Raw genomic sequence first — 25,233 nt, 5'->3', positions numbered from 1 at the left:
CCGGGAGTGAAGACCGGTCGGGACGGACGGACTGCCGGTCAGACGTCCAGCGCGAAAGTGCGCTGCATCAGCGTCAGATCCATCCAGCGGCCGAACTTGTGGCCGACTTCCGGCAGCTCGCCGACGGTGCGGAAACCGAAGCGCTCGTGCAGGGCGATGGACCCGGTGTTGCTCGATTCGATCGCGGCGATCATGGCGTGCACGCGGCCGGAATCGGTGGCGCGGGTGACGAGTTCGGTGAGCAGCGCGCTGGCGACGCCGCGGCGCTGGAAGCGCTCGTCGACGTAGACGGAGTTCTCGACCGAGAAGCGGTAGCCGGTCTTGGGCCGCCACTGGCCGTAGGAGGCGTACCCGGCGACCTCGCCGTCGATCTCGGCGACCAGGATCGGCATGCCCGCGGCGGTGCGATCGGCGAACCAGGTGAGCCGGTCGTCGAGGTCGACCTCGTCGGTGTCCCAGATCGCGGTCGAGGACGCGATATTGGTGTTGTGGATCGTGAGGACGGCGGGGAGGTCGGCCTTGTCGGCGTCGCGGATGAACATCACTGACCTCCGGGGCGACCGACGGCGGCGGCGAGCGCGGCGCCGATCGTGGGGTGCTGGAAGGTGTAGCCCGCCTGCTCCAGCGCGGCGGGAATCGCGCGCGGGCCGCGCAGGATGGCCTCGTCGGCGAGTTCGCCGACCAGGGCGCGCAGGGCGACTCCGGGGACGATGAGCGGGGTGGGCCGGTGCAGGGCCCGGCCGAGCGCGCGGCTGAACTCCGCGTTGGTGACCGGGGCCGGGCCCGCGGCATTGATCGGACCGGACACTTCGGGGTGGGTGAGCGCGAAGCCGATCGCGCCGACCTCGTCGTCGAGGGAGACCCACGGGGTGTACTGGCGGCCGCTGCCGAGGCGACCGCCCAGGCCCAGCCAGTACAGCGGTTGCAGCATGCTGAGCATGCCGCCGTTGCGGGCCAGGACCACGGCGCTGCGGACCAGGACGGTGCGCACGCCCGCCGAGCTGGCCGGCTCGGTCGCGGCTTCCCAGTCGCGGCACAGGGTCGCGAGGAAACCGGTTCCGGCGGGGGAGGTCTCGTCGACCACCGCGTCGCCGGTGTCGCCGCCGTAGTAGTGCGCGCCGCTGGCGTTGACCAGCGTCGGCACTCCGGCGGCGGCGACCGCCGTGGCCAGGACGTCGGTGGGGGTGATCCGGCTGTCGCGCAGCGACTGCTTGTAACCGCCGTTCCAGCGGCGCGCGCCGATGCTCGCGCCGCACAGGTTCACCACCGCGTCGGCCCCGCGCAACGCCCGCTCGTCGAGCTGGGCGCGCGCGGGTTCCCACGCGAATTCGTCCGGTGCCGCGGGAGCGCGGCGCACCAATCGCGACACCTCGTGCCCGTCGCGGCGCAGAGCCGCGACGAGCGCCGTCCCGATCAGCCCGGACGAACCGGCGATCACCACCTTCATCTTCGGCCGAATTCCTCGACTACAGACCCAGATCGGCCTCGAACGCCGCCTCTTCCAACCGGTGCCGGATGGTGGTGAGGAAGCGGCCCGCGTCGGCGCCGTCGATGAGCCGGTGATCGTAGGTCAGCGGCAGGTACACCATCGAGCGCACGCCGATCGACTCGCTGCCGGTCTCGTCGGTCACCACCACCGGGCGCTTGACGATCGCGCCGGTGCCGAGCATGGCCGCCTGCGGCGGGACCAGGATCGGGGTGTCGAACAGCGCGCCCTCGGAACCGATGTTGGTGATGGTGAAGGTGCCGCCGGACAGCTCGTCCGGCTTCAGGCCACCGGTGCGGGCGCGGTTGGCGATGTCGGCGATCGCGCGGGCCAGCCCGGCCAGCGACAGGTCGCTGGCGTTGTGGATGACCGGCGAGAGCAGACCCTGCTCGGTGTCGACCGCGATACCCAGGTGCACCGACGCGTGGTAGGTGATCTCCTTGGTGTCCTCGTTGTAGGAGGCGTTCACGTTCGGGTGCACACCGAGGGCCTCGACCACGGCCTTGGCGAAGAACGGCAGGTACGTCAGGTTGACGCCCTCGCGCGCCTTGAACGAGGCCTTGGCGAGCTGACGCAGATGCGCGATCTTGGTGACGTCGGCCTCGTGGACCTGGGTCAGCTGCGCGGTGGTCTGCAGCGATTCGCGCGTCTTGGTGGCGGTGATCTGCCGGATCCGGCTCGCCTTCTGCGTGGTGCCGACCAGACCGGCCAGCTTCGGCGCGGCGGCCTGCTTTGCCGGGGCGGCGGGCGCGGCGGCGACGGCCGGAGCCGCGGCGGGCGCCGGCGCCTTCTTGGCCTCGGCCGCGGCGAGCACATCCTGCTTGCGGATGCGGCCGCCGACACCGGAACCGGTGAGCGACGCCAGGTCGACGTTGTTCTCCTCGGCCAGCTTGCGCACCAGCGGGGTCACGTACGGCGAGCTGCCGTTGGCGGCGACCGCCGGGGCAGGAGCCGACGCGGCCGGAGCCGGGGCGGGCGCGGGGGCCGGGGCAGGCGCCGGAGCGGGGGCAGGTGCCGGAGCCGGGGCGGGAGCCGCCGCGGCGGGCGCGGGAGCGGGGGCCGGAGCAGGCGCGGGAGCCGGTGCCGGGGCGGGCGCCGGAGCGGCCGCGGGCGCGCCGCTACCGATCACACCCAGCTGACCACCGACGGCGATGATGTCGTCTTCCTGCGCCGAGATCTCCAGCAGCGTGCCGGCGACCGGGGACGGGATCTCGGTGTCGACCTTGTCGGTGGACACCTCGAGCAGCGGCTCGTCGACGGCGACGGTGTCACCGACGGCCTTGAGCCAGCGGGTCACGGTGCCCTCGGTGACCGACTCGCCCAGCTCGGGCATCTTCACGGGCGTACCGGAAGCGGCGGCGGGGGCGGCGGCGGGCGCGGGAGCCGGGGCCGGGGCGGGAGCCGCGGCGGCGGGGGCAGGCGCGGGGGCCGGAGCGGGGGCGGGTTCGGCAGGCGCGGCAGCAGGCGCGGGCGCGGCGGCAGCGGCTTCGCCCGCCTCGCTGATCACACCGAGCTCACCGCCGACCTCGACGATGTCGTCTTCCTGGGCGACGATCTTCGACAGCACACCGGCGGTGGGCGACGGGATCTCGGTGTCGACTTTGTCGGTGGAGACTTCGAGCAGCGGTTCGTCGACCTCGACCGTGTCTCCTTCCTGCTTCAGCCACCTGGTCACCGTTCCCTCGGTGACGCTCTCACCAAGAGCCGGCATCTGGACGGAGAAGGCCATGTCCTCTGTCTCCTCTGACTGTTAGACGGGTAATACAACAGTGCTTCGACCCCGGCAGACACCCGTCGCGGGTCGCGGCGTACGTCCACCCCACCGCGAGAGCGAGGCGTCCGGGAATCGTCGGTTTCTTGTTCCGGCAACCATCCTTGCACTCGCCCGCCGACGACGTAGCGCAGGGCGGCATTCCGGGCAGAGCTGGCACCATGGAATGTACGGCGGTGAGCAGATTTCCGTCGGAGCGCAGGAGGTTGTTACCGGTGGGTTTGCTGGATCGTTTCCGCGGTGCGCGCGGCCGGAGCAGGACAGTCGCTCGTGACAGCGCGTCGGAGATCGCCGCGCTCGCCGACTGGGCGCGGGCCCGCCGCGGCGTCGAGGCGTTCATCGAACCGAAAACCGCTGTGACCGATGTCACAGCGGTGCTGGTGGCCGCGGACGGCGAATGGACCCGCCGCATCGTCGGCGAACGCGGCGCGCGGCGACTGGCGGGCGCGCTGAAGATCCCGGTCTACGACGTCAATCGCACCGGCTATCCACAGCGCATGCGCGACTACGATGCCCGCCGCCGCATCGAGCAGCGGCGGGCCCGCGAGCAGGAGCAGTGACTACTCCGCGCCGATCTCCTCGATCACCGTGATCAGGGTGCGCACCGGGACACCGGTGCCGCCCTTGCCGATGTAGCCGAACGGCCCGCCGGTGTTGTACGCCGGACCCGCGACATCCAGGTGCGCCCACTGCACGCCCTCGGGCACGAACTCCTTGAGGAACAGTGCGGCCGAGAGCATTCCGCCCCACCGGTGCGGGGCGACATTGGCCAGGTCGGCGACCTTGGAGTTGAGATCGGCGCGCAGCTCGGCGGGCAGCGGCATCGCCCAGCCGTGCTCGCCGACCGACCGCGACGCGGCGGCGACGCGATCGCGGAACTCCTCGGTGCCCATCACGCCGGGCGTGCGGGTGCCGAGCGCGACCATCTGGGCGCCGGTCAGGGTGGCGACGTCGATCAGGTAGTCGGGCTCGTCCTCGGCGGCGCGCACGATCGCGTCGGCCAGGATGAGCCTGCCCTCGGCATCGGTGTTGAGCACCTCGACGGTGGTGCCGCCGTACTGGGTGAGCACATCGCCGGGGCGCTGCGCGGTAGCCGAGGGCATGTTCTCGGCCATCGGGACGGTCGCGGTGACGGTGACCGGCAGCCCGAGCCGGGCGGCCAGCAGGGTGGTCGCGATGACCGCCGCGGCGCCGGCCATGTCGGAGGTCATGTTCTCCATGTTGGCGGCGGGCTTGATCGAGATGCCGCCGGTGTCGAAGGTGATGCCCTTGCCGACCAGCGCGATCTTCTTGGGGCCGCCCGCGTAGGTGATGCGCACCAGGCGCGGCGGCCGCGCGGAGCCCTGGCCGACGCCGACGATGCCGCCGTAGCCGCCCGCGGCGAGCGCGTCCTCGTCGAGCACCTCGACCTCGAGCCCGGCCGCCTCGGCGAGCACGCGGGCCCGCTCGGCGAACTCGGCCGGGTACAGCGCGCTCGGCGGGGTGTTGACGAAATCGCGCGCGGTCGCGACGGCCTCGGCGACGAGCTGGGCGCGCAGCAGTTCCAGGACGCCGAATTCGGCCTCGGGAACCAGCAGTTCGACGCGCAGCACCGGCTGCTCGTCCGGCTTCGGCGCGCTCTTGGCCGACTTGAAGGTGGTGAAGGTGTAGGCGCCGAGGTAGAAGCCCTCCGCCGCGGCGGCCAGGTCGACGCCCGAGAGGGTGGTCGCGACGAGTTCGGTGCCGCTGAGCGCGCGCCCGGCCACCCCGGCGCTGCGGCGCACCTGCTCGGCGTCGACCTTGTCGGCCGCGCCGAGGCCGACCGCGAGCACGCTGGTCACCTCGGCCAGTGCCGCGGGGGCGGGCACCCGGGTGAGTTCCTCGGGCTTGCCCTTCGCACCGACCGCGCCCAGGGCATCGAGCAGCTCCGCGCGAACCTCGGCGGTGAGCACGTCGCCGAACAGGTCGGCGGGGACGATGGCCGGTCCGTTCTCCGAGGACGTCAGGCCGATCACCAGTACATCGGTGTCCGGGCTGATGGTTTCGATGCGTGCCAATTCCGGTCCGAGTGAACGATCTGCAACAGCGGTCATCGCCCCAGATTATGCGGTCGGTGCCGAGTGCCGCACCGCGACGCCGTCGAGCAGCAGTCCGACACCGGCGGTGAGCAGTTCGTCGAAGGAGAGGTCGGGCCCGTGCGGCTCGGCGGCGAACATCCGGTGCAGCACCGGGCGGACGCGCGGGTCGAGGAGTTCGGCGAGTTCGGCGCGCACCGGGTCGGCGATCGCGGTCGCCCCGGCGCCGATCCGGTCGCCGCGATCGGTGCTCCACATCAGGGCCAGACCCTGGACCAGGCCGGAGTAGGCGAGGTAGATCGTGAGCATCTCGGCGCTGGTCAGATCGAGGTCGTCGAGTGCGGTGAAGGCGCGTTCCAGGGAGTCGAGCAGCGCCGGGCCCAGCGGCGGCCGGGTGCGCGCGAGCACGGTGAGCACCCATGGGTGCCGTCGGTAGAGCCGCCACTCCGCGTCGGCCTCGGTCGCCAGGGCCGCGCGCCAGTCCGGGGCGGGCGCGGGCTCGGGGGCCCGCGCGAGGGCCAGTTCCGTCATCGCCGCCAGCAGGGCTTCGCGGTCGGGGAAGTGCCGGTACAGCGCGGCGGTCGCGACGCCGAGTTCCCCGGCCAGGCGGCGCATGGTGAGGCCGTCGAGTCCGTCGCGGTCGGCGAGCGCGATCGCGGTGGTGGCGATGTGCACCGGGGACAGCCGGGTCGGCCGGGCACGGCGCACCGGTGGGCGCCGGTCCCGGCGCGCCCGATAGGCCCGGCCCTGACACGACCGCGAGCAATAGCGGCGCACCCGGCCGCGGTCGGCCTGTTCCACCTTGCGACCACAGTGCGCGCACGACGTCGATTTCCGCACACCAACCAGTGTGACGAAATCCTCGTAACTGTGCTGGCGCACTCCTAGATTGGCGGCTGCACACGCTGTTCACATCGAAGGAGAGACCGATGAACACCCACGTCAGACAGGCCGGGCCCGACGAACTCGCCGCGGTCGCCGACGCCTTCGTCGCGGCGAGCCTGGACGAGGTCGTCTCGGCGTGGATCCGGGCGGGCGACCCGGAGATCGAGCAGGCCTACCGCAGCACGTTCGGACCGCAGTTCGTGGCCAAGGCGATGGCCGAGGACGAGGTGTGGGTGGCGGGCGACGGCGAGGACATCTGGGCGGTGTCGCTGTGGCAGACGGTCACCTCCGCCGACCGGCTCGCCGCCGAAGCCGACGAGGCGCAGGCCTTGCTGAAGGCGGCGCCCGGGGTGGTGTCGTTCCAGCGGATGGCGGCGGTCTCGAGCCTGGTCGGGGCCGCGCATCCCCGGGAATTCCCGCACCGCTACCTGCACGTCATCGTCACCGTGCCGGAGCACCGGGGCAAAGGCGCGGGCGGCGCGATCCTGGCCGACCGCCTCGCCGCCTTCGCCGGGGCAGGCGAATCGGCGTTCCTGGAGGCCAGCACGGTCCGGTCGTCGCGCCTCTACGCCCGCCACGGCTTCGCGCACGAGGGCGACCCGATCCAGCTGCCCGACGGCGGACCGACCCTGCTGCCGATGTGGCACCGTGGCTGACTCGGGCGGCGGAGGGCAAACACCGGCTACCCCGGGTCACGGGGGCGGATTCGCGGTGTGACCCGCACGGCAATCCGGTGGTGAATACTGGCAAACACTGGACAACACTGGAACCACTGCCTACGCTCACGCTCGTGACGGACACGGCCGAGGAGCTGGAGGCGCGCATCGCCGACCTCCGCGGCGAGGTGCGCCGTGCCGCCGCGTCCGGTGACCGCGCCACCGCCCGTCAGCTGCGCGCGGAACTGCGCAAAGCCGAATCCGCCTGGGACGTGGTCGTGCTGGGCTCCATCCCGGAACCCGCCGACGCGCCGGAGCGGGCCGACGCGCCCGCCGTGCCGGTGCGCGAGCACGTGCACCGCGCGCTGACGCTGCTCTCGGTGCCGTCCTCGCCCAAACTCGTCCTCGCCGTGCACGAGGCGTTCTTCTCCGGCGAACTGCTACCCGCCCGGCTGACCAGCCTGCGCCGCGACGAGGAACGCTCGTTCCGCTCGGCGCCGTACGCGCGTCCGTACTACGTCTGCGCGGCGCTCACGACGGATCTGCTGGCGCCGGCACGCGGGCTGATGGCGGTCAGTTCGTGGCCGCTGGAAGGCCGGATGGTGGGGCCGTTGAGCCCGCGCGTCGACCTGTTGACCTCGGCGATCCGCCTGGCCGACCATCTGTCGGCGCAGCCTGCCACGACCCCGGCGGGTCAGCGCGTACTGTGGCGGCTCGCCGTGTCGATACCGGGAGTGTCGGGAGCTCCGGACACACTGGACCCGGCGGAGGTGATCGAGGCCGCGCGGCGAGAGCTGGCGGTGCACGCGGACGAGGACGCGCGGCAACGACTCTCGGCCGCGCGCCGGGCGGCCGATCAGCTGGCCGATCCGGCCGCACAACTATTCGGTGTTCGGCTCGGGGTGGCCGACCGGCGACGAATCGAGGTGAAATGAGCACTCTCGCAGCACAGCTGGACCACTTGCGCGGCGCGGCGCCCGCGACCAGGCACAATGCCCGCACCATCGCCGCGCTCACGGCCAATCCCGGGTGCGCCCGGCGCGCCCTGCTCGACGCGGCCGCGGTGGACAAGACCGTGATCGCCCAATCGCTCGGTTTCCCACCACAGTTCGGTCAGTCGCAATTCGCCATCACGCGCGGCAACGCCTTCGAGTCGATGGTGAAGGCCAACGGGTGCGCCGAACTGCTGGCCCTGCTGCGCGACACGCTCGGCCTCACCATCCCCGAGGTCGCCTACCACGACCTGAACTCCGTCGGCGAGAACACCGGCAACGCCGTGCGGTACCAGCGCACCAGGCAGCTGCTGAAGTCGACGATCGCGGCGGGCGACGGCACCCTGTTCGACCACCCGATGCTGCGCCTCGACATCGCGGGCGCCACCGCCTATCTGGAGCCCGACGTGGTCGCCGTGCAGCTCGACGGCAAGTTCCACGTCGTGGAGATCAAGGCGTTCCCGGTGATCGACGGGCAGGCCGACCCGGCCCAGGTCGCGGCGGCCGCGCGCCAGTCCGCCGTGTACGTGATCGCGTTGCGCGAGTTGATGACCGAGATCGGCGAGTCACCGGAGCTGGTCTCGCACAACACGATCCTGGTGTGCGCGAAGGACTTCACCAACCGGCCCACCGCCGCTCTGGTCGACCTGCGCAAGCAGCTCGCGGTCGTCTCCCGGCAGCTGACCCGGCTCACCGCCATCCCCGACCTGCTCGAGCTGCTGCCGCCCGAGGCCACCTTCGCGCCGGGGGAGGACCTGGAGAAGACGATCGCGGCCATCCCCGCCCGCTACGCGCCCGAGTGCATGTCGAGCTGCGAGCTCGCCTTCGCCTGCCGCGACGAGGCCAGGACCTGCGGTTCGGTCGACGCGCTCGGCCGTGGCGTGTGCGACGAGGTCGGCGGCATCGAGAACCTGCACACCGTGCTCGGCCTGGCCGACGGGACGCTGCAACCGGGACCCGAGCACGCCGACATCACCGCCATGCTGCGCACCGCGCACCGGTTGCGGCTGGAGATCGCGGGATGAGTGTGCTGTCGGCCCTCGCCAAGGCCGAGGCGGTCCGCGCGGGCCGGGCGCAGCCCACCGCGGCGGTGCGGCACCTGCACCTGGCCGAGCGGCCGCTGGTGGCGGGGCCGCTGCGGCTGGCCGGTGAGGCGGCGGCGCCGCTGGCGATCATGATCGGCACCGCGCGCGGCGACCAGAACGTGCTGATCGTGCCGCAGCCACGCGACCGGGTGCTGCGGCTGCGGTTCATCGAGCAGCTGGCCGATGTGGTGCTGCCCTATCTCGCGTCGTTCCTGGCCGAGAGCGAGGAACTCACCAGCAAGGCGGGCGAGACCTACACCCGCTGCCTCGACGCGCCCCAGATCTGGACGCCCAACGAGGGCGGGGTGAACTTCCTGAAGCTGCTGGGCCGTTCGGTCCGCTTCCACCGCACCGACGGCGACAACCCGGTGCCCGTCTCGATTCCGCTGCTCGGCCGCTGGCTGACCTGGTTCGGCGACCGCGCCGAGCACCCCGGGTCGGCGGTGCTGCCCGCGATGACCTCGGCGCTCTCGGCGCACTGGGCGACCGGCCAATCCGCCCTGGAGGACGGCAATCTCGCCGCCCTGCTCGGCTGGATCGATCCGCCGCCGGGCCGCACCGGCGCCGAGGCCGCGGCCATCGCCGAGGACCCGTTGCAGTCCCCGCCCGCCGGCCCGGCCACCGATCCCGGCTTCGACAACGAGGAACTCGCGCCGCTGATCGCCGCCTACAACGCCGCCACGGACGAGAACGCGCGCGCCGTCGCCGCCGAACGGCTCGAGCGTTCGCTGCGCGGCCAGCTCGAACCCACCTGGCAGTTGATGTGGCGGGCGCTCGACCTGCTGCGCGCGCTGCCGCCGGGCGCCAGCGTGGCGAACCGGTGGACCGATGATCGCGGCGCCTTCTCGTATTTCGCGGCCGAGGTGGCCGAGGGCACCCCGCAGGCCCGGCGCGATCCGGCCGTGCGCGCGGTGCGCAGGCTGCTCGAACGCGAGCGGGCGCTGGAGGCGTTGCAGGCCCAGTGCGCCTTCGACGATCCACTGCGCATGCTCGAGCACCGGGTCACCGGGGCGGCGTTCCGCGGCACCGTCGTGCACAGCGAACCCGATCGCGTCGACCGCTCGGGCGCGCGCCCGAAACTGCGCCCGCACATCCACATCCGCACCACCGATCCGTTCCTCGCGGTCGTCGGCGAGGAGCTGACGTGCGTGGAGCGGCCGAAGCAGAGCGGGGTCGTCGTCGAGATCGACGGTGACGGCATGGTGCTCGAACTCTCGGGCGGGATGGGCCGCAAGCTCGTCGCCGAACCCGGCTCGGTGCCCGCCGACGGTGAGGCCCTCGGGTTCGCGCGGTTCTCGCCGACGCCGTTCAACGGTCAGCTGAATCTGCCCGCCCGCGAGGACACCCCGTGGACGCACGGCGGTCCGCCGCCGGAATGGGCGCCGCCCACCGACGACGAAGGGGAGGAGCTGCAGTGACCACGCCGGACGAGGCCGTCGCGAACATTCTCACCGACCTGCGCGACGCGAGCCATCGCGCCATCGTCGTCGACTCGCCGCCCGGCGCTGGCAAATCCACGCTGGTCGTGCGGGCCGCCCGCCAGCTCGCCGAGGACGACGATCAGCGGATGATCGTGGCCCAGACCAACGAGCAGGTCGACGACCTCATCGACCGCCTCGCCGGGGCCGATCCGGCGATGCGCATCGGCCGCCTCTCCAGTACCGCGTACGTGACCAGCGAGCGGGTCGACCAGCACGCGAACGTCCGCGTCGCGACCAAACCCGCCGACCTGGCCGATCGCACGATCGTCATCGGGACCGCCGCCAAGTGGGCCACCATCACCGACGGCAGCTGGTCGCACGCGATCATCGACGAGGCGTATCAGATGCGCTCGGACATGTTGTTGCGCATCGCGAATCGGTTCGATCGCGGGCTGTTCGTGGGCGATCCCGGGCAGCTCGATCCGTTCGCCACCGTCGAGACCGCGCGCTGGGCGGGGCTCACCTGGGACCCCACGATGAGCGCGGTGAGCGTGATGCTGGCCAACAACGACAACATCCCGATCCACCGGCTGCCGGTGTCGTGGCGGCTGCCCGCCACCGCGGCGCCGGTCGTCTCGCGGGCCTTCTACCCGTTCACCGGCTTCGAGTCCGGCACCGGATTCGGCGACCGCAGCATGGATTTCACGACGCGCGGCCTCGGCGGACCGATCGACGCGGTGCTCGAGGAAGCGGCTGCGACGGGCTGGGGCTGGTACGAACTGCCCGCCCGGCACACCCTGCGCACCGATCGCGAGGCGGTGCACGCCCTGGCCGCGATCGCCGCCCGGCTGATCGAGCGTGGCGCCACCGCGCATTCGGAATCCGGCAGCCACCCGGTCACCGTCGATCGCGTCGCCATCGGCACCGCCCATCGCGATCAGGCCGATGCCGTGCGCACCGCGCTGCGCGGCACCGCCGCCGAGCCGGTCACCGTCGACACCGCCAACCGGCTCCAGGGCCGCGAATACGACGTCACCCTGGTGCTGCACCCGCTCTCGGGCCGCCGCGACGCGAGCGCCTTCCACCTCGAGGCGGGCCGTCTGTGCGTGCTCGCCTCGCGGCACCGCCACGCCTGCATCCTGGTCGGCCGCGCGGGCATCCCCGAGCTCCTCGACGCCCACCCCTCGGCCGAACCGGTCCACCTCGGCGTGCCGGTGAAGTTCCCCGACGGCTGGGAGGCGAACCAGTCCGTGCTGAGCCATCTGACCCGGCATCGGGTGCGGGCGGGAACACTGAACTAGCGCCGTCGCGCCAGCCACCGCGTGGTTTCCGCCGACCGGGCGCCGGAGATCACGATGAGCGGGAGGATCACGATGAATCCCGCTGCGGCGAGCCAGTCCGTCTCCCCGGTCACCAGCGCGTACCCCGCGACACCCACCGCGGCCAGCAACAGCCACAACGATCCCGCGCAGACCAGGACCTGGCCCGCTCGTCTGCGGAGGATAAGCGCGACGCCGCCGACGATCGACAGCGCGGCAGGGGGAACGGTCGCCACCACCGCTGACAGCGACAGCCGGAAGTCCTCGTCATAGGTCATCGCCGACCCGACGTAGGAGGTGTCGGTCGGCTGCATCCTCATCAGGTGCCCGAACATCGACATACCGATGAATCCGAAGATCAGTCCCATCACGAGGCTGATCACGGCCACGGCTTTCGCGCTGCCCCCGGATACCTCGGGTGCGGGCGCCGATCGCGGTGTGCGCGCACCGCCTGCCGCCGCCGACTGGACCGACGGCGCAGGGAAGATGTTGTACAGCAGCGCATCCCGTGCGGCCGTGGCAAACTCCCCACAACCGCCGAAGCGCTCCGCTCGCCGCTTGGCCATCGCGCGCGCGAGCACGGCGTCGAGCGCGGGCGCCAACCCGGCCCGCGCGGTGCTCAACCGCGGTACCGGCGCGGACAGGTGACCGGCGATCACCTGGGCCGGATTGGTGGCCGGAAACGGTGGCTGCCCCGCCAGCAGCGCGTACAGCGTGCAGGCGAGCGAGTACTGATCGGACCGGTGATCGACCACCTCGCCCGCCAGCTGTTCCGGGGAGGCGTAGGCCAGGGTGGCGGTGAACGTGCCCGTGACGGTCAGCTTGGTGCCGGAGTCGACGAGCCGGGCGATGCCGAAGTCGGTGAGCACGGCGCGGGAATCAGCGGTGCCGGGCGCCGCCACCAGGATGTTGGCCGGCTTCACGTCGCGATGCAGTACCCCCTGGCCGTGCGCGTAGTCCAGCGCCGCGGCCGTCTCGGCGATGTATCGCAGGACCAGGTCCGGCGGGGTGTTCGGGTCGAGCCGGGTGGCGTCGACGCCCTCGATCAACGGCATCGAGATCCACAGTCGCCCGTGGTCGGTGCCCCGGTCGAAGATGCCGACGATCCCGGGGTGTTCGAGCCCGGCGACGATGGCGGCTTCCTGTTCGAAGCGCCCGCGCACTTCGGGATCGGCCGATACCGCCGGATCGAGGACCTTCAACGCCACGCTGCGCGGCAGCCGGGGATGCCGGGCGCGATAGACCGTTCCCATGCCACCGCGCCCGAGCACGCTCTCGATGCGGTATCCGGCGAATGTCTCGTCGACGGCTGTCACCGATCCCCCTTGTTCCACCATGTCGTGACCACGCAGCATAGGCGTCGTCGCGCCGCGCGCTGGGATCACGTGACAGTTCACCCTGGGTAAGCTGCGAGTTTGCTTGACGGGGAGGGTTTTTCGGGGTCCGCGCAAACCGCGCGCGGGTGGGGACGGTCGGTTAGTCTCTGCGCGAAGACAAGCGTGCCGGGTCGTCTGTTTCGCGGGTGCGGGCACGCAGCGGAGCGCCGGGGGCGGCTCCGGGAGCGGAAAGTTTCGGTGTGAAGAACTGGCGTAGCTCGTTGCTCGGGAAGTCGTGGTCGGGCGGGCGCGGCGTTCGCGGCCGGGTGAGCGTACGGATCCGGCTCCTGTCCATCGTGCTGATCTCCAGCGTGATCCTGCTGGTCACCGGTGGTGGCGCGGCGGTGTACCTGGTGGACTCGGCGCGCGAATCCACCGAATGGGCCGAGCTGGCCAGCAGCACCACCGGGCCGGCGATCCTGATGGTGTCGGCCTTCCAGGAGGAACGCAGGCTGTCGCTGCTGCGGCTGGCCGGTGACCCGCCGTCCACGCCCGCCCTGGTCACCGCCCGCCAGCGGTCCGACGAGGCGCTCGCCGCGGTGATGGCCAAGGGTGACGCCGCGCGCGAGCTCAATCCGGACGGGTCGGCCGAGGACATCGAGGGCTACAACAAGCTCTTCGCCATGGTGCCGACGGTGCGCGGCGGCGTCGACGCCCTCCAGATCCCGCCGGATCAGGTGTTCACCTTCTTCTCCCAGGTGATCGGCACCATCGTCGCCGCGTCCGTGCTGGCGGCCCGGGTGGCGCCGGACGCGAAGATCGGCATCGAACTGGGCTACGGCGTCGAGCAGTTGCGGGCCGCCGAGGCGCTCTCGCAAGCCGACACCCTCGGCTCGGTGGCGTTGACCAACGGCCGGATGTCGGCCGCCGAACTGACCGACTTCGGTCGCCGGGTCGGCGAGTTCCGTGGCGAGGTGGCCTATTCGGCCACGGTGCTGAAGGGCACCCGGCTCGCGCAGCTCGGCGCGATCACCGCGAGCACGGACTGGCAGCAGGTCACCGCGATGCAGGACGCGCTGGTGACGCGCGGTCCCGTGAGCAACGATCGCGGCGACGCGGCGCTGCCGCTGAGCCTGGCGGGCTGGCAGGACGCCACCCGGCACGTGAACCTCGCCCTGCAGCAGCTGTGGGAGGACCAGAGCGGCGACGCCCACGTCATCGCCCGTCAGCAGGGCGAGACCGACACCCGCAACGCGCTGCTCGGCGGGGCGCTGGTCGCGCTGCTCGCGGTGGGCGCCTTCCTGGTGGCGCTCGTCCTGGCCAATCGGTTCATCGGCCGCATGCGGCGGCTGCGCCACGACACCCTGGAACTGGCCGACGAGCGGATGCCCGACCTCATGCGCAGGCTCGCGGCGGGCGAGCAGGTCGAGGCGCGCGCGGAGACCTCCCGGCTGGACTTCGGCTCCGACGAACTCGGCCAGGTCGCGGCCGCGTTCAACCGGGCGCACCTGGCCGCGGTGTCGGCGGCGATCGCCGAAGCCCAGACCAGGGCGGGCATCAATACCGTGTTCCTCAATATCGCCCACCGCAGCCAGGTGGTCGTGCACCGTCAGCTCGCCCTGCTCGACCGCGCCGAACGCGACGAGAGCAACGCCGATCAGCTCGAATTGCTGTTCCAGCTCGACCATCTCGCCACTCGCACCCGCCGTAACGCCGAGAACCTCATCATCCTCGGCGGCGAGCAGCCGGGCCGGCGCTGGCGCAATCCGGTCGCGCTGCTCGAGCTGGTCCGCGGCGCCATCGCGGAGAGCATGGACTACACCCGGATCCAGACCAAGCAGCTGCCCGAGGTGCGCATCGCCAGCCACGCGGTCGCCGACGTCATCCACCTGCTCGCCGAGCTGATGGACAACGCGACGGCGTTCTCGCCGCCGGAAGCGCACGTGACGGTGTCCGGGGTCGTGGTCGGGCGCGGCATCGCGGTGGAGATCATCGACCAGGGTCTCGGGATGCCGGAAGCCGATCTCGCCGAGCGCAACGCGATGCTGGCCGACCCACCCGAATTCAGCGTGACGACACTGTCGGGCAGCTCCCGGCTCGGCCTGTTCGTCGTCGCGAAACTGGCGGGCAGGCACAACATCTCGGTGCGATTGTCGGAGTCGGTCTACGGCGGGGTGCGCGCGATCGTGCTGATTCCGTCGGCGCTGGCCGAGGCCACCGACCAGTCCGCGCCGATCTCCGGCCAGTTCCCCGTCGTCACCCCGCGCGCATGAGCGACGAGCGCGAGCACTGGTACGAGGAGGACGCCGGCCCGATCGTGCGCCTCTACGCGGTGACCCGCGGGCGCGGGCGGACCGAGCGCGACGAACTCGACCTGACGACCCTGCTGGTCGACGCGGGCGCGGGAACACGACTGCGGCGCACCGAACCCGAGTACGCCGCGATCGTCGAGCTGTGCCGGACCCCGATGGCGGTGGCCGAGGTGTCGGCGCACCTGGGGCTGCCGCTGAACCTGGCGAAGGTGCTGATCACCGATCTGATCGAAGAGGGCAGGCTGATCGCGCGCGCCCCGCAGCACCGCGCGGTCGGCAGTGCCGACCTCGGGGTGCTGCGGGCCGTTCTCGCGGGGATCCGCCGGGTCGACGGCTAGCCGAGCCTGGCCGCCAGCCGCTTGGCGTTCATGTAGCCGATCGCCTCGATGGTCACCATCGGGTTCACGCCCGGTGCGGTGGGGAAGCTGGAGCCGTCGGCCACGACGATGTTGTCCACGTCCCAGGTGACGCCGTCCGGATTGGTCGCCGACAGCTCCGCGCTGCCGCCCATCCGGGCCGAGCCCATGATGTGCAGGGCGCCGAGCGAACACCGGCCCGGCCCGTAGCCCGCCTTCTTGCAGGCGGCGTCGAACTCGGTGAGTGAGCCGCGCACACCGGGCTCGAACGAGATGCCCGCCTGATGACCGGAGTAGATGCGTTGCGCCCCCGCGGCTTCCAGCACCGAGGCGGCGCCGACGATGCCGGTGTGCAGGTGGTTCGCGTCGTAGTCGGAGAGCCGGTACTTCACCACGGCCTCGCCGCTGCCGTCGATCGAGACGGTGCCCGGATCGCGGTCGCGGGTGATCACGCCGATCGAGTTGGTGCGCGCGAAGTCGAGCATGGTGTCGCGATGCGCGGCGGCCCCGCGCCAGCTCATGAACCCGGTCGCCAGGCCGGGATGAATCGGCCCGGTCTCGTAGATGACGCCGTAGCCGTTGCCGTCGAGGTCGGCGTGGTGCCTGCTGATCCGGGCCTGGAGCGCGCCCTCCCAGGGCCGGATCTCCTCCTCGAACACCCCGAACACCGCGGCGGCCGGATGCAGGCGCAGGTGCTTGCCGATGTTCTTGTTGCGCAGGCCCGACCGCTGCAACAGCGCCGGTGTCTGGATGGCGCCCGCCGCGACGACCACCGCGCGGGCCCGCACGGTGATCTCGACGCCGTCGGAGGTGCGGGCCGAGACCGATTCCGCCCGACCCGCTTTCACCGTGATCGTGCGGACATCGGCGTCGACCACCAGGCGCGCGCCGTGCCCGGCGGCGTCGGAGAGCCAGGTCTTGGTGACCGACTGCTTGGCGCCGAGCCTGCACCCGTAGCCGCACCGCCCGCATTCGACCGCGGCGTCGCAGGCGTCGCCGACATTGCGCGGCAGGGTGTCGACGTCCCAGCCGAGCGCCTTGGCGCCGCGTTCGAGGATGCCGTCGCGGGCCGAGAGCGGCGACCGGCCGCTGGTCACCCCGATCCGGCGCTGCACCGTGTCGAGCGCGTCCCCGAACTCGTCGTCGGCGAACTGCGGGACACCCGATTCGGCCCATTCCTTGCGGACGTTGTCAGGGGTGGGCAGCGAGGTACTCCAGTTGACGACGGTGCCGCCGCCCAGACAGGACCCCGCCACCAGCGTGATCTGCCCCTCCGCCGAGGCCGGTGGGCCCGAGGCGTACAGGCTGGTCAGCGCGTCGAGCTCGCCGTTGCCGAAATCCTTGTCGTCGTAATAGTTCCCGCGTTCCAGGACCACCACGTCGAGGCCCGCCTCGGCCAGTACCGCGGCCGCCGCGCCGCCGCCCGCGCCGGAACCGACCACCACGACATCGCAGTCGAGGGTGGTCGCCGCGGTGAATCGCTGCGGCGTCAGCGCGGGGGCCGGGGCGTCGGCCAGCGGCCCGGTCGGCGCCGGATAGCCGATCCGTTCCCACAGCGGGTTGACCCCGGTCGGGCCGGGGGTCACGTTGTAGGCCAGCAGCGACGCCTGCTTGAGCGCCTGGAACACCGCGCGCGCCGGGGCCAGCCCGGAATCGGCCAGCCGCAGCAGGGCGGCCTCCCTGCGCTCCTGCGACAGCGTCGAGAACCGCCGGAAACCACTCCCGGTCAGCAGGCCGAAGGCACGGGAATCCCACAGCCCCAACAACATTCCCAGCTGCTTCTGATCCGCTTCCCGCGGGTTGCGGCCCAGGATCCGGAAGATCGTGTCGACCGTGCCGAGCGCGGTCGCCGGTGGTAATCCGAGCTCGTCGCCCGGGAGGAATGTGTCACAGATCAGGCCGAGCGCCGCGCGCTGTTCGGCTGTTGGTTCCATACGGAAACCACCCCTTCTCACTCTGGGGTGATTTGTATCACGGGTGCTGCGGGCGTGCTCGGTGTCAACGGGTTTCGGGCCGGGCGGCGCGCACCCGGCCCGATCGGCGGCTAACGGCGGCCGGTGGCGACCGTGAACTGCACCGTTTTCAGCGTCGGTGTCGACAGTTCGACATCGGCGGTGGCGACCGTCTTCGCCGTGCCGGGCGAGGCCGTCACCTGGTAGCGGCCGGGCTGCAGGCCGCGGAAGCTGACCTGGCCGTCGGCGCCGGTCGACAGGTGCCGGTGGATGGTGTCGCCGCAGGCGTCGAAGCCGGTCAGGACCACCTTGCCGCCGGCGATCGGGCCGCGGGTGGTCTCGTCGAGCACGATGGCGTCGATCTGGCCGGTGGCCGCCGGGTCGGGCGAGCGTAGCGCTAGGTCGTTTTGTCGCGATTGTCTGGCTTCGCAGGAGGTGGCCTGCTCGACGGTGTCGGTGCTGCCGGGATGGGCTCCCGCGCTGGTCACCGCACCCGCGGTGAGAGCGGCTGCGGCCAATCCGATCATCGAATACCGGGCAACGACGCTACGTGGCATTTCGCCGACTTCCTCCTGTTTCCTCGGTGACGCTGGGGCACACACGGATGTTCCTGAGGTATCGCTCGCGCGGCGAGCTTACTGGCGGGAATTCCGGGCCCGTCGGGGGAGTTCCATAGAGGCGGTTGTGGCCGTTCTGTGCGACCGTGGAGCTCTACGAAGGAGGACGCGTGACCGAAACCCGCAAGGCGATTCTGGCCGGTGGATGCTTCTGGGGCATGCAGGACCTGATCCGCCGTCAACCGGGCGTGCTGTCGACCAGGGTCGGCTACACCGGTGGCAGCAACGATTACCCCACCTACCGCAACCACCCCGGCCATGCCGAGGCCGTCGAGATCGACTACGACCCGGCGCAGACCGACTACCGGGCCCTGCTCGAGTTCCTGTTCCAGATCCACGACCCCACCACCAGGGATCGGCAGGGCAACGACATCGGCTCGAGCTACCGCTCGGCGATCTTCTACCTCGACGAGGACCAGCGCCGCACGGCGATCGACACCATCGCCGACGTCGACGCCTCGGGCCTGTGGCCCGGCAAGGTCGTCACCGAGGTGACCCCCGCGAGCACCTTCTGGGACGCCGAGCCCGAACACCAGGACTACCTGATCCGCTACCCCGACGGCTACACCTGCCACTTCCCCCGCCCCGGCTGGAAGCTCCCCAAGCGCGCCACCGCCGAGCAGTAGCCCGGTCACACTCCCGCCCGACATTGTTTTCCCGCCGACGCCCGCTCGGCGGCGCTGACGCGATTTCGCTCGAATGCCCGCGACGGCTCGAGCGAATTACTCGCTGTGCGGGGTCCGCGCAGGAAAACCGCATGTCGGGTGGGTCGTGTGAAATGATCACCTGTGTCGGCGTGACCGTGGCGCCGGATCGGAAGACTCATATCGGCGGTTTCGGCCGTCGCACAAGGTGAGGGGATGCGATTCGGATGACGTATGGACAGCAGCAACCCGGGTATCCACCGGCGGGGCCGAAACTCGGTGTCGGCGACGCCATCGGTTACGGGTGGGACAAATTCAAGAACAACGCGGTCGTGTGGATCGCGATCGTGCTGATCGCGTTCGTCATCCAGGTGGCGATCAACTTCCTGTTCGGCCTGGGGAACACGACCGATACCGATGCCGACGGTGGCATCAGCATCGGATTCGGAATCTGGCAGTTCATCGGGACCGTCGTCAGCGCCATCATCGGCTATTTGATCTCGGCCGCTTTCGTGCGCGGCGCGCTGCACGAAACCGATGGGCGGAAACCGGGATTCGGTGATTTCTTCCAGTTCACCAATGTGGGCGCGATCATCCTGGCCGGCATCCTGGTCGGTCTGGCGACCGGTATCGGTTTCGTGCTGTGCATCCTGCCGGGTCTGGTGATCGCGTTCTTCACCTGGTGGACGATGCAGTTCGTGATCGACCGGAACCAGGACGCGGTGACCGCGATCAAATCGAGTTTCTCGGCGATATCCAGTAATGCCGGACCGCTGCTGCTGCTGACGCTGGCGCTGTTCGGCATCAATATCGTCGGCGCGCTGCTGTGCGGCCTCGGCCTGCTGGTGACGATTCCGCTGACGATCATCGCCTCGACCTACGCCTACCGGGTGGTGACCGGCGGTCCGGTCGTCGGCGGGGCGACGGCTGTCGCCGATCCCGGCTATCCGCAGCAGTACGGCGGGCCCGCAGGGGGATTCGGCCAGCCGGGTCAGCCCGGTTACCCCGATCAGCCCGGCTACCCCGGTCAGCCCGGTTACCCGGGTCAGCCCGGTTACGGTGGCCCCGCGCAGGGTGGCCAGCCCGGTTACGGTGGCCCGGCCCAGGGTGGTCAGCCCGGCTATGGCGGACCGGCCCAGGGCGGTCAGCCTGGCTACGGCGGCCCGGCGCAGGGTGGTCAGCCCGGATACGGCGGTCCGGCCGAAGGTGGTCAGCCGGGCTACGGCACCGGCCCGGGCTACGGCACTCCGGGCGGCCCCGAAGGCGGCCCCGACCTGGGCAAGCCGGGCGAGGGCCCCAGCAGTCCCGATATCGACCGCTGACCCCGAACACGAAGGGGGCGTGCGATGCAACCGCATCGCACGCCCCCATTTTCGTACCTACTCGCAGCCGATGCCGTCGCCGTCACGGTCGAGGCCGTACTCGTCGGGCCCGATCACCTGCACGCGCCCGGTGTAGACCGGCCCGTTCCCGCTGCCGCCTTCGCAGTCGACATCGCTGACGATCGGTAGGCAGGGGGAGTAGGACTTGTGGCAGTTGCCCGACGGCTGGGCGGTGGCCACGGCGGGCGTGACGATCGCGAAGGCGAAGGCCGCGACGGCGGCCGATCCCAGGGTGACGGCGAATTTCATGGTGCTCCGTTCAGTTGTCCAGCGGCGCACAGTTTTCCACGTGCGGGCGATTTGCCGGAAATCTGCGGATCGGTACCTACGGGTAATCTCGGGGGCCGAGGGCGAGGGAGGCCGGAATGCGGGGGAAGTGGCGGGCGTGGTCGTGGCGGCGGCGCGGCGCGGTGCTCGTGCTGGTGGTGCTGCTCGTGGTGTCGTTGCCGGTCGCGGGCGTGCTGACGGCGTTGCTGGCGCACAACATCGGCGAGCAGTCCGAGCAGGCGCGGACCAGGGGCAAGGACGCGTTCTGGCTCGGTCACGCGTGGGTGGACGGGCGCAGGACCGACGCCGATGTCGATCAGCTGGTGCGGTTGCTGGCGGGTACCGGGATCCGGGATCTGTATGTGCACACCGGCCCGCTCGAGCACGACGGGAGCCTGCGCGACGAGCTGGCGCCCAGGGCGCGCTGGTTCGTCGACGCCGTGCACGCGAAGCTACCGGGGATCCGGGTGCAGTCCTGGCTCGGTGACATCGTGCGGCCCGAATTCGACGGGCTGGACGTGGAATCGGCGCGGTCGCGCGAGCGCGTGGTCGCCTCGGCGCGACGGGTGCTGGACTACGGCTTCGACGGCATCCACTACGACCTGGAGCCGATCCGGTCCGGTTCACCAGGCTTCCTCGCGCTACTCGACGCGACCAGAGCGGTGACCGCCACCGCGCGGGTGCCGCTGTCGGTATCGGCCCCCGTCATCGATCCCCTGCCGGGCCTGCACGCGGTGGGTATCGCGCTCGTCGACCACGGGAAGTGGTGGAGCCAGGCCTATTTCGCCGAGGTCGCGCGTCGCGTCGATCAGGTGGCGGTGATGTCGTACGACACCGCGATGCCCACGCGGGCGCTCTACAGCGGATACCTCGCCCAGCAGACCGCACTGGCCGCGGAGGTCACTCCGTCCGAGGTCGACCTGCTCATGGGCGCACCCGCGTTCTGGGCCGACGATCCCGGCCACGACGGATCCTCGGAGACGGTCGCCGCCGCGATCCGCGGCATCCGCCTCGGTCTCACCCGAACCGCCGTGGACCGCCCCAACTTCGGCGTGGCCCTGTACGTGGATTTCGCCGCCAGACCCCAGGATTGGATCGACTACCGCCAGAGCTGGTGCCGTTCGCCCGAGTGACCGTGACGCTGGTCGGTCCGGCGCTCGCGGCTCATGCCCTGCGGTGCCACGGACAGTAGTTGGTCCGCGACTACCCGGAGGTCGCGGCCAATTCACCGTCCCCTGCCGGGGACAGCCACTCCCGCAACTCGTCGATGTAGTCGGCAGGCAGCTGCGCTTCGACCGCGCCTTCGATCAGCACGTTGACGTAGTCATGATCGGGCGCGGACTGTCTGCCGTCCGGATACGAGATGTACGCCCAGCAGTACTCGGTTCCGTGTTCGGCAGTATGCACGGGAACGGCGATGCGGACATAGGCGTCCGGGTCCTCGATGGCGTCCATGGCGCGGAGGTCTTGATCCGACATCTCCCAGACCAGTCCGAGTACTCGACTGCCGGGATTCGGCGACGGCTCGATGCTGGCAACCGCGCCCGGCCGATAGGAGCCCTTTCGATTGAACGACAGACAGAATCGCTGGAGGGTGCCGGTACCTCGGAGCCCCGCGCCGGGGCATCGACGCTGCATCTGCGCCGCCGACATGTTGGAGCCGTATGCGAAATAGAGCACCATCTAGACCTCCCCGATCGATGCGTTGAGTTGGTCAGCGGAAGTGACCAGCTTGACGGTTCCGAATCGCTTCATGGACATCACATTCGACCTGAGCGCTTGGGCGAGGTCCTTGCGTCCATGGATGAAGATTGCCGTATCCGCGATGCGCACACTGGAGTCTTCCAGATCGCGGTCGGTCGAGAGTGACATCTCCACCACGTTGTTTCGCCGCGCGGCGTCGATGACGCAGACGCTGGCCAAATCACGCATGTCCTCGACATGGTTCACGAGGTAGAGGTGGAAGTGGGCCGGATACTGAGTCAGTAGCTCACGCAGGCGATCACACCAGCGTGGGTGAACGTGATTGAAGGTCTGGAATCGGATCACGTGAATGCCACGCGCGAGTGCGTCCCTGGTCGCCGAGTGGTAACTGTCGGCAATTCGTTGGCCTTCCGATCCCCGGTAGGTGAACCCTTCGCCGGTGACCACGATTTCCTCGGCGGCCCGGTTGATCTGTTCGATGAAGTAGTCGTAGAAGGCTGTATTGAACTGCCCGTCTTTCGGTTCGAAGACGCGGATCTTGCGGAGACCACCCATCTGTCGAAACCGGATGAACTGTGTCACCAGTACCGAGGTGATCAAGCCGGCGGCGATTCCGAGGAGAAGCTCGGTCAGCATGGTGTGATCCCGTCCAAGAGCAACGTGGTCCGATAACCATGTATAGCGGAGGCGGCCTTAACCGGCAACGCAATGCCTTGTGTGAGTGGCGATTTGATCAAGCAGACGTGGTGGCGAGCCACGGATGATCGGGGTGCACGCGCGTCAGCCACGCGGACAGGCGTGCGCGGCGGTGCTCGGAGAGCAGGGGGAGGGTGCGGTGGAAGTCGGCGTCGTCCTTGGGGCGGTTGGCTTTTGCCTTGAACAGCAGGACTACTTCGGGGATGAGGTAGGGGATGCCGGTGGGGGTGGTGTGGATCAGGTCGGAGTAGGGGAGGGTGATCGTCGGGTCGCGGCGGCAGATCCATGTGTCGCCGTCGTGGGGTTCGCGGAAGACGTCGAGGTGGAACGCGCCGGTGTAGGGGTCGCGGAGCCAGGTCTGGTGCAGGTCCTCGCGGTGGGCGGCGCGGGCGTAGGGCCAGAGGTGGCCGTCGCCGACGATGTCCCACTCGTATTCGGGGAAGGCGGCGGCGATCTCGGGGAAATCCGCTCGGGGGACGGTGATCTCGATGTCCTCGTGGGCGCGGGAGATCCCACCCGCGAACAGGTCGACGGCCCAGCCGCCGGCGACGGCCCAGGGCACGGGGCAGGACGCGAGACGGGCGGCGACGACACTCGGGGTCCACGGGTCCCAGCGGCGGGTGGCTTCGGTTGCGGTGATCGGACGGGCGCCGTCCGGTGAGCTCATCGACCCATCATGTCCACAGGTGCGGGTACCCGCGCAAGGCTGTTGTGGCCGATGGTGATCGAGGTGAGACGGGTTCGTGAGGAAATCAGCGGCGGCGGTCGGTGAGCCACGCCAGCGGGCGCCGATGGTGCGGCCGCGCCCGGTTCTCCCAGCGCGGGTTGTCCTCGTCGCGCCGGTAGACCGGGATGCGGCCGGCGACGGTGAAACGCAGATCGCGTGCCGTGCCGACGACTTCACCGTCGGCGGCCACCGGGACGGGGAAGTGCAGGGCGATCGACAGCTCGTGCATCTGGCGTTCGCCGTAGACCCGGCTGTGTCCGATCGCGGCCAGCATCAGCGCGATGACGGCTCTGGTGCGGGAGAAGCGGACGTCGGCGCGCAGCCAGCGGACGTCGAGCAGGCCCTCGTCCAACCGGGAGCGGAAGGCGGGGACGGCGCCGTGCGGGTGATACGGACCGTTGCCCACGAACAGGAACCACAGGTCGTGCCAGCGGTCGTCGATCCGGATGCGGGTCGGTTCGGCCCGGCGCAGCATGACGATCAGGGCCGCCGCGAACGCGGGCCACTTGCCCCAGCGGTCCTCCCACTTCTCGCGCAGGCGGACCAGGTCGGGGTAGGCGCCGACGCTGGCGGTGTTGATCAGGTAGTGGGTGCGCGGACCGTCGGCGGTCTCGAATTCCACCGCGGCGATGTCGACTTCGACCGCTTCCCCCGCGCCGGTCGCGTCCACGACCTCGCGCAGGTCGTAGACGCCGAGGTCGCGGGCGAAGTGATTGAGCGTACCCGCCGGGACGACGACCAGCGGCAGCTTGTTGCGCAGGGCGACGGCCGCCGCGGCGGCGATGGTGCCGTCACCGCCCGCCGCGCCCACGGCGACGATCGACGAGTCGATGGCCTCCTGGAGCAGCTCGACGGCGTCGCGGCCGGGCTCGGTGTGCAGCAGGGTCGCCGCGGGCAGGGCCTCGGCGATATCGGCGGTGGGATCGTAGGTGGAGTCGCCCGAGCGCGGATTGATCAGCAGCAGCAGACCTTTGCCGTCGACCAGCACGGGCACGTCGCGCACCACGTGCGCCTCGGCCTCATCGGATTCGCGGATCGGCCACCAGCGGCGGGTGGCCAGCGCGACACCGGTGCCGACGGCAGCGCCGACGAGGACGTCGGACGGCCAGTGCGCGCCGGTGTGGACGCGCGAGTAGGCGACGGCCGCGGCCACGGGCGCGACGGCGAGCGCGGTCCGCGGGCTCTCCAGGGCGACCGCGGTGGCGAAGGCCGCCGCGTTGGCGCTGTGCCCCGACGGGAACGACGACGACACCGGCGCGTCGATCAGGCGCCTGCCGTGCGGCATGAGCTCGGCCGGTGGCCTGCGGCGCGGGATCAGCGACTTCAGCACCAGATTCACCACGAAGCTCGACCCGGCCAGCGCGATCACCCCGCGCATGGCGGCCCGCCGGGGCTGGCCGGGCTTCAGCGCCAGCACCGCCGCCGTGGCCAGCCACAGGCCGCCGGTGTTGGCCGACTTGGTCAGCCGCAGCATGCCGCGGTCCACCGGGGACTCCGGGATCCTGGACACCGTCTGGCTCAGCGTCCGGTCCATCCGGGAGACTCTGCGGAACCTGCGGCCGGGCATCTCACTCACGGCCACGACCTTACC

General features: G+C 70.8%; 24 protein-coding genes. 11 read left to right on the top strand and 13 right to left on the bottom strand.

What is annotated here, in order from left to right:
• Nucleotides 1–38: 38 nt before the first annotated feature.
• Genes ACFYWJ_RS32235 through sucB form a run of 3 tightly spaced genes read right to left on the bottom strand, consistent with a single transcriptional unit; the run spans nucleotide 39 to nucleotide 3,215 of the window.
• Nucleotides 39–542 (bottom strand): N-acetyltransferase family protein, encoded by a 504-nt coding sequence (locus ACFYWJ_RS32235; protein WP_355279926.1) that lies wholly within the window; start codon nucleotides 540–542, stop codon nucleotides 39–41.
• Nucleotides 542–1,447: a TIGR01777 family oxidoreductase gene (locus tag ACFYWJ_RS32230; RefSeq protein WP_355279929.1), complete on the bottom strand. Its 906-nt coding sequence runs from the start codon at nucleotides 1,445–1,447 to the stop codon at nucleotides 542–544. Before ACFYWJ_RS32230 ends, ACFYWJ_RS32235 begins: the two co-directional genes overlap by 1 nt.
• A 19-nt stretch (nucleotides 1,448–1,466) precedes the next feature.
• A complete protein-coding gene (sucB, locus tag ACFYWJ_RS32225) occupies nucleotides 1,467–3,215 on the bottom strand; it encodes a 2-oxoglutarate dehydrogenase, E2 component, dihydrolipoamide succinyltransferase (protein WP_355279930.1) in 1,749 nt (582 codons plus the stop codon).
• A gap of 257 nt (nucleotides 3,216–3,472) precedes the next feature.
• Between sucB and ACFYWJ_RS32220 the strand changes: the two genes are divergently transcribed.
• Nucleotides 3,473–3,817: an oxidoreductase gene (locus ACFYWJ_RS32220; protein ID WP_355279933.1), complete on the top strand. Its 345-nt coding sequence runs from the start codon at nucleotides 3,473–3,475 to the stop codon at nucleotides 3,815–3,817.
• On the opposite strand, the gene ACFYWJ_RS32215 is transcribed toward ACFYWJ_RS32220, so the two are convergent.
• Nucleotides 3,818–5,329 carry a leucyl aminopeptidase gene (locus tag ACFYWJ_RS32215; RefSeq protein WP_355279936.1) on the bottom strand — a complete coding sequence of 504 codons (1,512 nt, stop codon included), beginning with the start codon at nucleotides 5,327–5,329 and terminating at the stop codon, nucleotides 3,818–3,820.
• 9 nt (nucleotides 5,330–5,338) lie between these two features.
• A complete protein-coding gene (locus ACFYWJ_RS32210) occupies nucleotides 5,339–6,151 on the bottom strand; it encodes a TetR family transcriptional regulator (protein ID WP_355279939.1) in 813 nt (270 codons plus the stop codon).
• An 89-nt stretch (nucleotides 6,152–6,240) separates the two neighbouring features.
• Between ACFYWJ_RS32210 and ACFYWJ_RS32205 the strand changes: the two genes are divergently transcribed.
• The 5 genes from ACFYWJ_RS32205 (at nucleotide 6,241) to ACFYWJ_RS32185 (ending at nucleotide 11,651) form a co-directional block, all read left to right on the top strand.
• Entirely contained in the window at nucleotides 6,241–6,852 is a 612-nt protein-coding gene (locus tag ACFYWJ_RS32205) for a GNAT family N-acetyltransferase (protein ID WP_355279942.1), read from the top strand.
• 134 nt (nucleotides 6,853–6,986) lie between these two features.
• The gene (locus tag ACFYWJ_RS32200) at nucleotides 6,987–7,787 is read left to right on the top strand and encodes a hypothetical protein (RefSeq protein ID WP_355279944.1); all 801 of its coding nucleotides are present in this window, start codon (nucleotides 6,987–6,989) and stop codon (nucleotides 7,785–7,787) included.
• Complete coding sequence (locus tag ACFYWJ_RS32195) at nucleotides 7,784–8,869, top strand: hypothetical protein (protein ID WP_355279947.1); 1,086 nt, start codon at nucleotides 7,784–7,786, stop codon at nucleotides 8,867–8,869. Before ACFYWJ_RS32200 ends, ACFYWJ_RS32195 begins: the two co-directional genes overlap by 4 nt.
• Nucleotides 8,866–10,347, top strand: coding sequence for a hypothetical protein (locus ACFYWJ_RS32190; protein ID WP_355279950.1), 1,482 nt, complete (start codon nucleotides 8,866–8,868; stop codon nucleotides 10,345–10,347). The genes ACFYWJ_RS32195 and ACFYWJ_RS32190 overlap by 4 nt, the downstream gene beginning before the upstream one ends.
• On the top strand, nucleotides 10,344–11,651 hold the full coding sequence (locus ACFYWJ_RS32185; protein ID WP_355279953.1) for an AAA domain-containing protein: 1,308 nt from the start codon (nucleotides 10,344–10,346) through the stop codon (nucleotides 11,649–11,651). Before ACFYWJ_RS32190 ends, ACFYWJ_RS32185 begins: the two co-directional genes overlap by 4 nt.
• Here the strand turns inward: ACFYWJ_RS32185 and ACFYWJ_RS32180 are convergent.
• Nucleotides 11,648–13,120 carry a serine/threonine-protein kinase gene (locus ACFYWJ_RS32180; protein ID WP_355279956.1) on the bottom strand — a complete coding sequence of 491 codons (1,473 nt, stop codon included), beginning with the start codon at nucleotides 13,118–13,120 and terminating at the stop codon, nucleotides 11,648–11,650. The two genes, ACFYWJ_RS32185 and ACFYWJ_RS32180, sit on opposite strands and share 4 nt — an antisense overlap.
• Before the next feature lie 125 nt (nucleotides 13,121–13,245).
• On the opposite strand from ACFYWJ_RS32180, the gene ACFYWJ_RS32175 reads away from it, so the two are divergent.
• The gene (locus tag ACFYWJ_RS32175) at nucleotides 13,246–15,258 is read left to right on the top strand and encodes a nitrate- and nitrite sensing domain-containing protein (RefSeq protein ID WP_355279958.1); all 2,013 of its coding nucleotides are present in this window, start codon (nucleotides 13,246–13,248) and stop codon (nucleotides 15,256–15,258) included.
• Nucleotides 15,255–15,635 carry a DUF742 domain-containing protein gene (locus ACFYWJ_RS32170; protein ID WP_355279961.1) on the top strand — a complete coding sequence of 127 codons (381 nt, stop codon included), beginning with the start codon at nucleotides 15,255–15,257 and terminating at the stop codon, nucleotides 15,633–15,635. The genes ACFYWJ_RS32175 and ACFYWJ_RS32170 overlap by 4 nt, the downstream gene beginning before the upstream one ends.
• Here ACFYWJ_RS32170 and ACFYWJ_RS32165 read toward each other — a convergent pair.
• Together ACFYWJ_RS32165 and ACFYWJ_RS32160 are read right to left on the bottom strand one after the other, a co-directional pair.
• Nucleotides 15,632–17,587 (bottom strand): GMC family oxidoreductase N-terminal domain-containing protein, encoded by a 1,956-nt coding sequence (locus ACFYWJ_RS32165; RefSeq protein ID WP_355279964.1) that lies wholly within the window; start codon nucleotides 17,585–17,587, stop codon nucleotides 15,632–15,634. The genes ACFYWJ_RS32170 and ACFYWJ_RS32165 overlap by 4 nt on opposite strands.
• 110 nt (nucleotides 17,588–17,697) lie before the next feature.
• Nucleotides 17,698–18,123, bottom strand: coding sequence for a carboxypeptidase-like regulatory domain-containing protein (locus ACFYWJ_RS32160; protein WP_355279966.1), 426 nt, complete (start codon nucleotides 18,121–18,123; stop codon nucleotides 17,698–17,700).
• 209 nt (nucleotides 18,124–18,332) lie between these two features.
• Here ACFYWJ_RS32160 and msrA point away from each other — a divergent pair, with 209 nt between their 5' ends.
• Complete coding sequence (gene msrA / locus ACFYWJ_RS32155) at nucleotides 18,333–18,848, top strand: peptide-methionine (S)-S-oxide reductase MsrA (protein ID WP_355279969.1); 516 nt, start codon at nucleotides 18,333–18,335, stop codon at nucleotides 18,846–18,848.
• A 245-nt stretch (nucleotides 18,849–19,093) separates the two neighbouring features.
• Nucleotides 19,094–20,188, top strand: coding sequence for a hypothetical protein (locus tag ACFYWJ_RS32150; RefSeq protein WP_355279972.1), 1,095 nt, complete (start codon nucleotides 19,094–19,096; stop codon nucleotides 20,186–20,188).
• 57 nt (nucleotides 20,189–20,245) lie between these two features.
• Here the strand turns inward: ACFYWJ_RS32150 and ACFYWJ_RS32145 are convergent, their stop codons facing one another.
• Nucleotides 20,246–20,497, bottom strand: a complete 252-nt coding sequence (locus ACFYWJ_RS32145; protein WP_355279975.1) for a hypothetical protein — start codon at nucleotides 20,495–20,497, stop codon at nucleotides 20,246–20,248.
• Nucleotides 20,498–20,613: 116 nt separating this feature from the next.
• Here ACFYWJ_RS32145 and ACFYWJ_RS32140 point away from each other — a divergent pair, with 116 nt between their 5' ends.
• Nucleotides 20,614–21,648: a hypothetical protein gene (locus tag ACFYWJ_RS32140; protein ID WP_355279978.1), complete on the top strand. Its 1,035-nt coding sequence runs from the start codon at nucleotides 20,614–20,616 to the stop codon at nucleotides 21,646–21,648.
• 70 nt (nucleotides 21,649–21,718) lie between these two features.
• Here the strand turns inward: ACFYWJ_RS32140 and ACFYWJ_RS32135 are convergent, their stop codons facing one another.
• The 4 genes from ACFYWJ_RS32135 to ACFYWJ_RS32120 form a co-directional block, all read right to left on the bottom strand.
• On the bottom strand, nucleotides 21,719–22,198 hold the full coding sequence (locus ACFYWJ_RS32135) for a gamma-glutamylcyclotransferase family protein (RefSeq protein WP_355279981.1): 480 nt from the start codon (nucleotides 22,196–22,198) through the stop codon (nucleotides 21,719–21,721).
• Nucleotides 22,199–22,855, bottom strand: a complete 657-nt coding sequence (locus ACFYWJ_RS32130) for a hypothetical protein (protein ID WP_355279983.1) — start codon at nucleotides 22,853–22,855, stop codon at nucleotides 22,199–22,201.
• 97 nt (nucleotides 22,856–22,952) lie between these two features.
• Nucleotides 22,953–23,582, bottom strand: coding sequence for a nucleotidyltransferase domain-containing protein (locus ACFYWJ_RS32125; RefSeq protein ID WP_355279986.1), 630 nt, complete (start codon nucleotides 23,580–23,582; stop codon nucleotides 22,953–22,955).
• A gap of 85 nt (nucleotides 23,583–23,667) precedes the next feature.
• Nucleotides 23,668–25,209 (bottom strand): phosphatase PAP2 family protein, encoded by a 1,542-nt coding sequence (locus ACFYWJ_RS32120; RefSeq protein ID WP_355280176.1) that lies wholly within the window; start codon nucleotides 25,207–25,209, stop codon nucleotides 23,668–23,670.
• Between the last annotated feature and the right edge of the window lie 24 nt (nucleotides 25,210–25,233).

It is taken from the genome of Nocardia sp. NPDC003269 (assembly GCF_042888005.1).
Classification (GTDB): domain Bacteria; phylum Actinomycetota; class Actinomycetes; order Mycobacteriales; family Mycobacteriaceae; genus Nocardia.
The sequence above is the reverse complement of the archived record's forward strand: the minus strand, read 5'-3'. Positions and strand labels throughout refer to the sequence as shown.

Coding starts and splice junctions, on each gene's coding strand:
- ACFYWJ_RS32235 (WP_355279926.1), bottom strand. CDS start 542: ATGTTCATCCGCGACGCCGACAAGGCCGACCTCCCCGCCGTCCTCACG.
- ACFYWJ_RS32230 (WP_355279929.1), bottom strand. CDS start 1,447: ATGAAGGTGGTGATCGCCGGTTCGTCCGGGCTGATCGGGACGGCGCTC.
- sucB (WP_355279930.1), bottom strand. CDS start 3,215: ATGGCCTTCTCCGTCCAGATGCCGGCTCTTGGTGAGAGCGTCACCGAG.
- ACFYWJ_RS32215 (WP_355279936.1), bottom strand. CDS start 5,329: ATGACCGCTGTTGCAGATCGTTCACTCGGACCGGAATTGGCACGCATC.
- ACFYWJ_RS32205 (WP_355279942.1), top strand. CDS start 6,241: ATGAACACCCACGTCAGACAGGCCGGGCCCGACGAACTCGCCGCGGTC.
- ACFYWJ_RS32195 (WP_355279947.1), top strand. CDS start 7,784: ATGAGCACTCTCGCAGCACAGCTGGACCACTTGCGCGGCGCGGCGCCC.
- ACFYWJ_RS32190 (WP_355279950.1), top strand. CDS start 8,866: ATGAGTGTGCTGTCGGCCCTCGCCAAGGCCGAGGCGGTCCGCGCGGGC.
- ACFYWJ_RS32170 (WP_355279961.1), top strand. CDS start 15,255: ATGAGCGACGAGCGCGAGCACTGGTACGAGGAGGACGCCGGCCCGATC.
- ACFYWJ_RS32165 (WP_355279964.1), bottom strand. CDS start 17,587: ATGGAACCAACAGCCGAACAGCGCGCGGCGCTCGGCCTGATCTGTGAC.
- ACFYWJ_RS32150 (WP_355279972.1), top strand. CDS start 19,094: ATGACGTATGGACAGCAGCAACCCGGGTATCCACCGGCGGGGCCGAAA.
- ACFYWJ_RS32145 (WP_355279975.1), bottom strand. CDS start 20,497: ATGAAATTCGCCGTCACCCTGGGATCGGCCGCCGTCGCGGCCTTCGCC.
- ACFYWJ_RS32140 (WP_355279978.1), top strand. CDS start 20,614: ATGCGGGGGAAGTGGCGGGCGTGGTCGTGGCGGCGGCGCGGCGCGGTG.
- ACFYWJ_RS32135 (WP_355279981.1), bottom strand. CDS start 22,198: ATGGTGCTCTATTTCGCATACGGCTCCAACATGTCGGCGGCGCAGATG.
- ACFYWJ_RS32130 (WP_355279983.1), bottom strand. CDS start 22,855: ATGCTGACCGAGCTTCTCCTCGGAATCGCCGCCGGCTTGATCACCTCG.
- ACFYWJ_RS32125 (WP_355279986.1), bottom strand. CDS start 23,582: ATGAGCTCACCGGACGGCGCCCGTCCGATCACCGCAACCGAAGCCACC.
- ACFYWJ_RS32120 (WP_355280176.1), bottom strand. CDS start 25,209: ATGCCCGGCCGCAGGTTCCGCAGAGTCTCCCGGATGGACCGGACGCTG.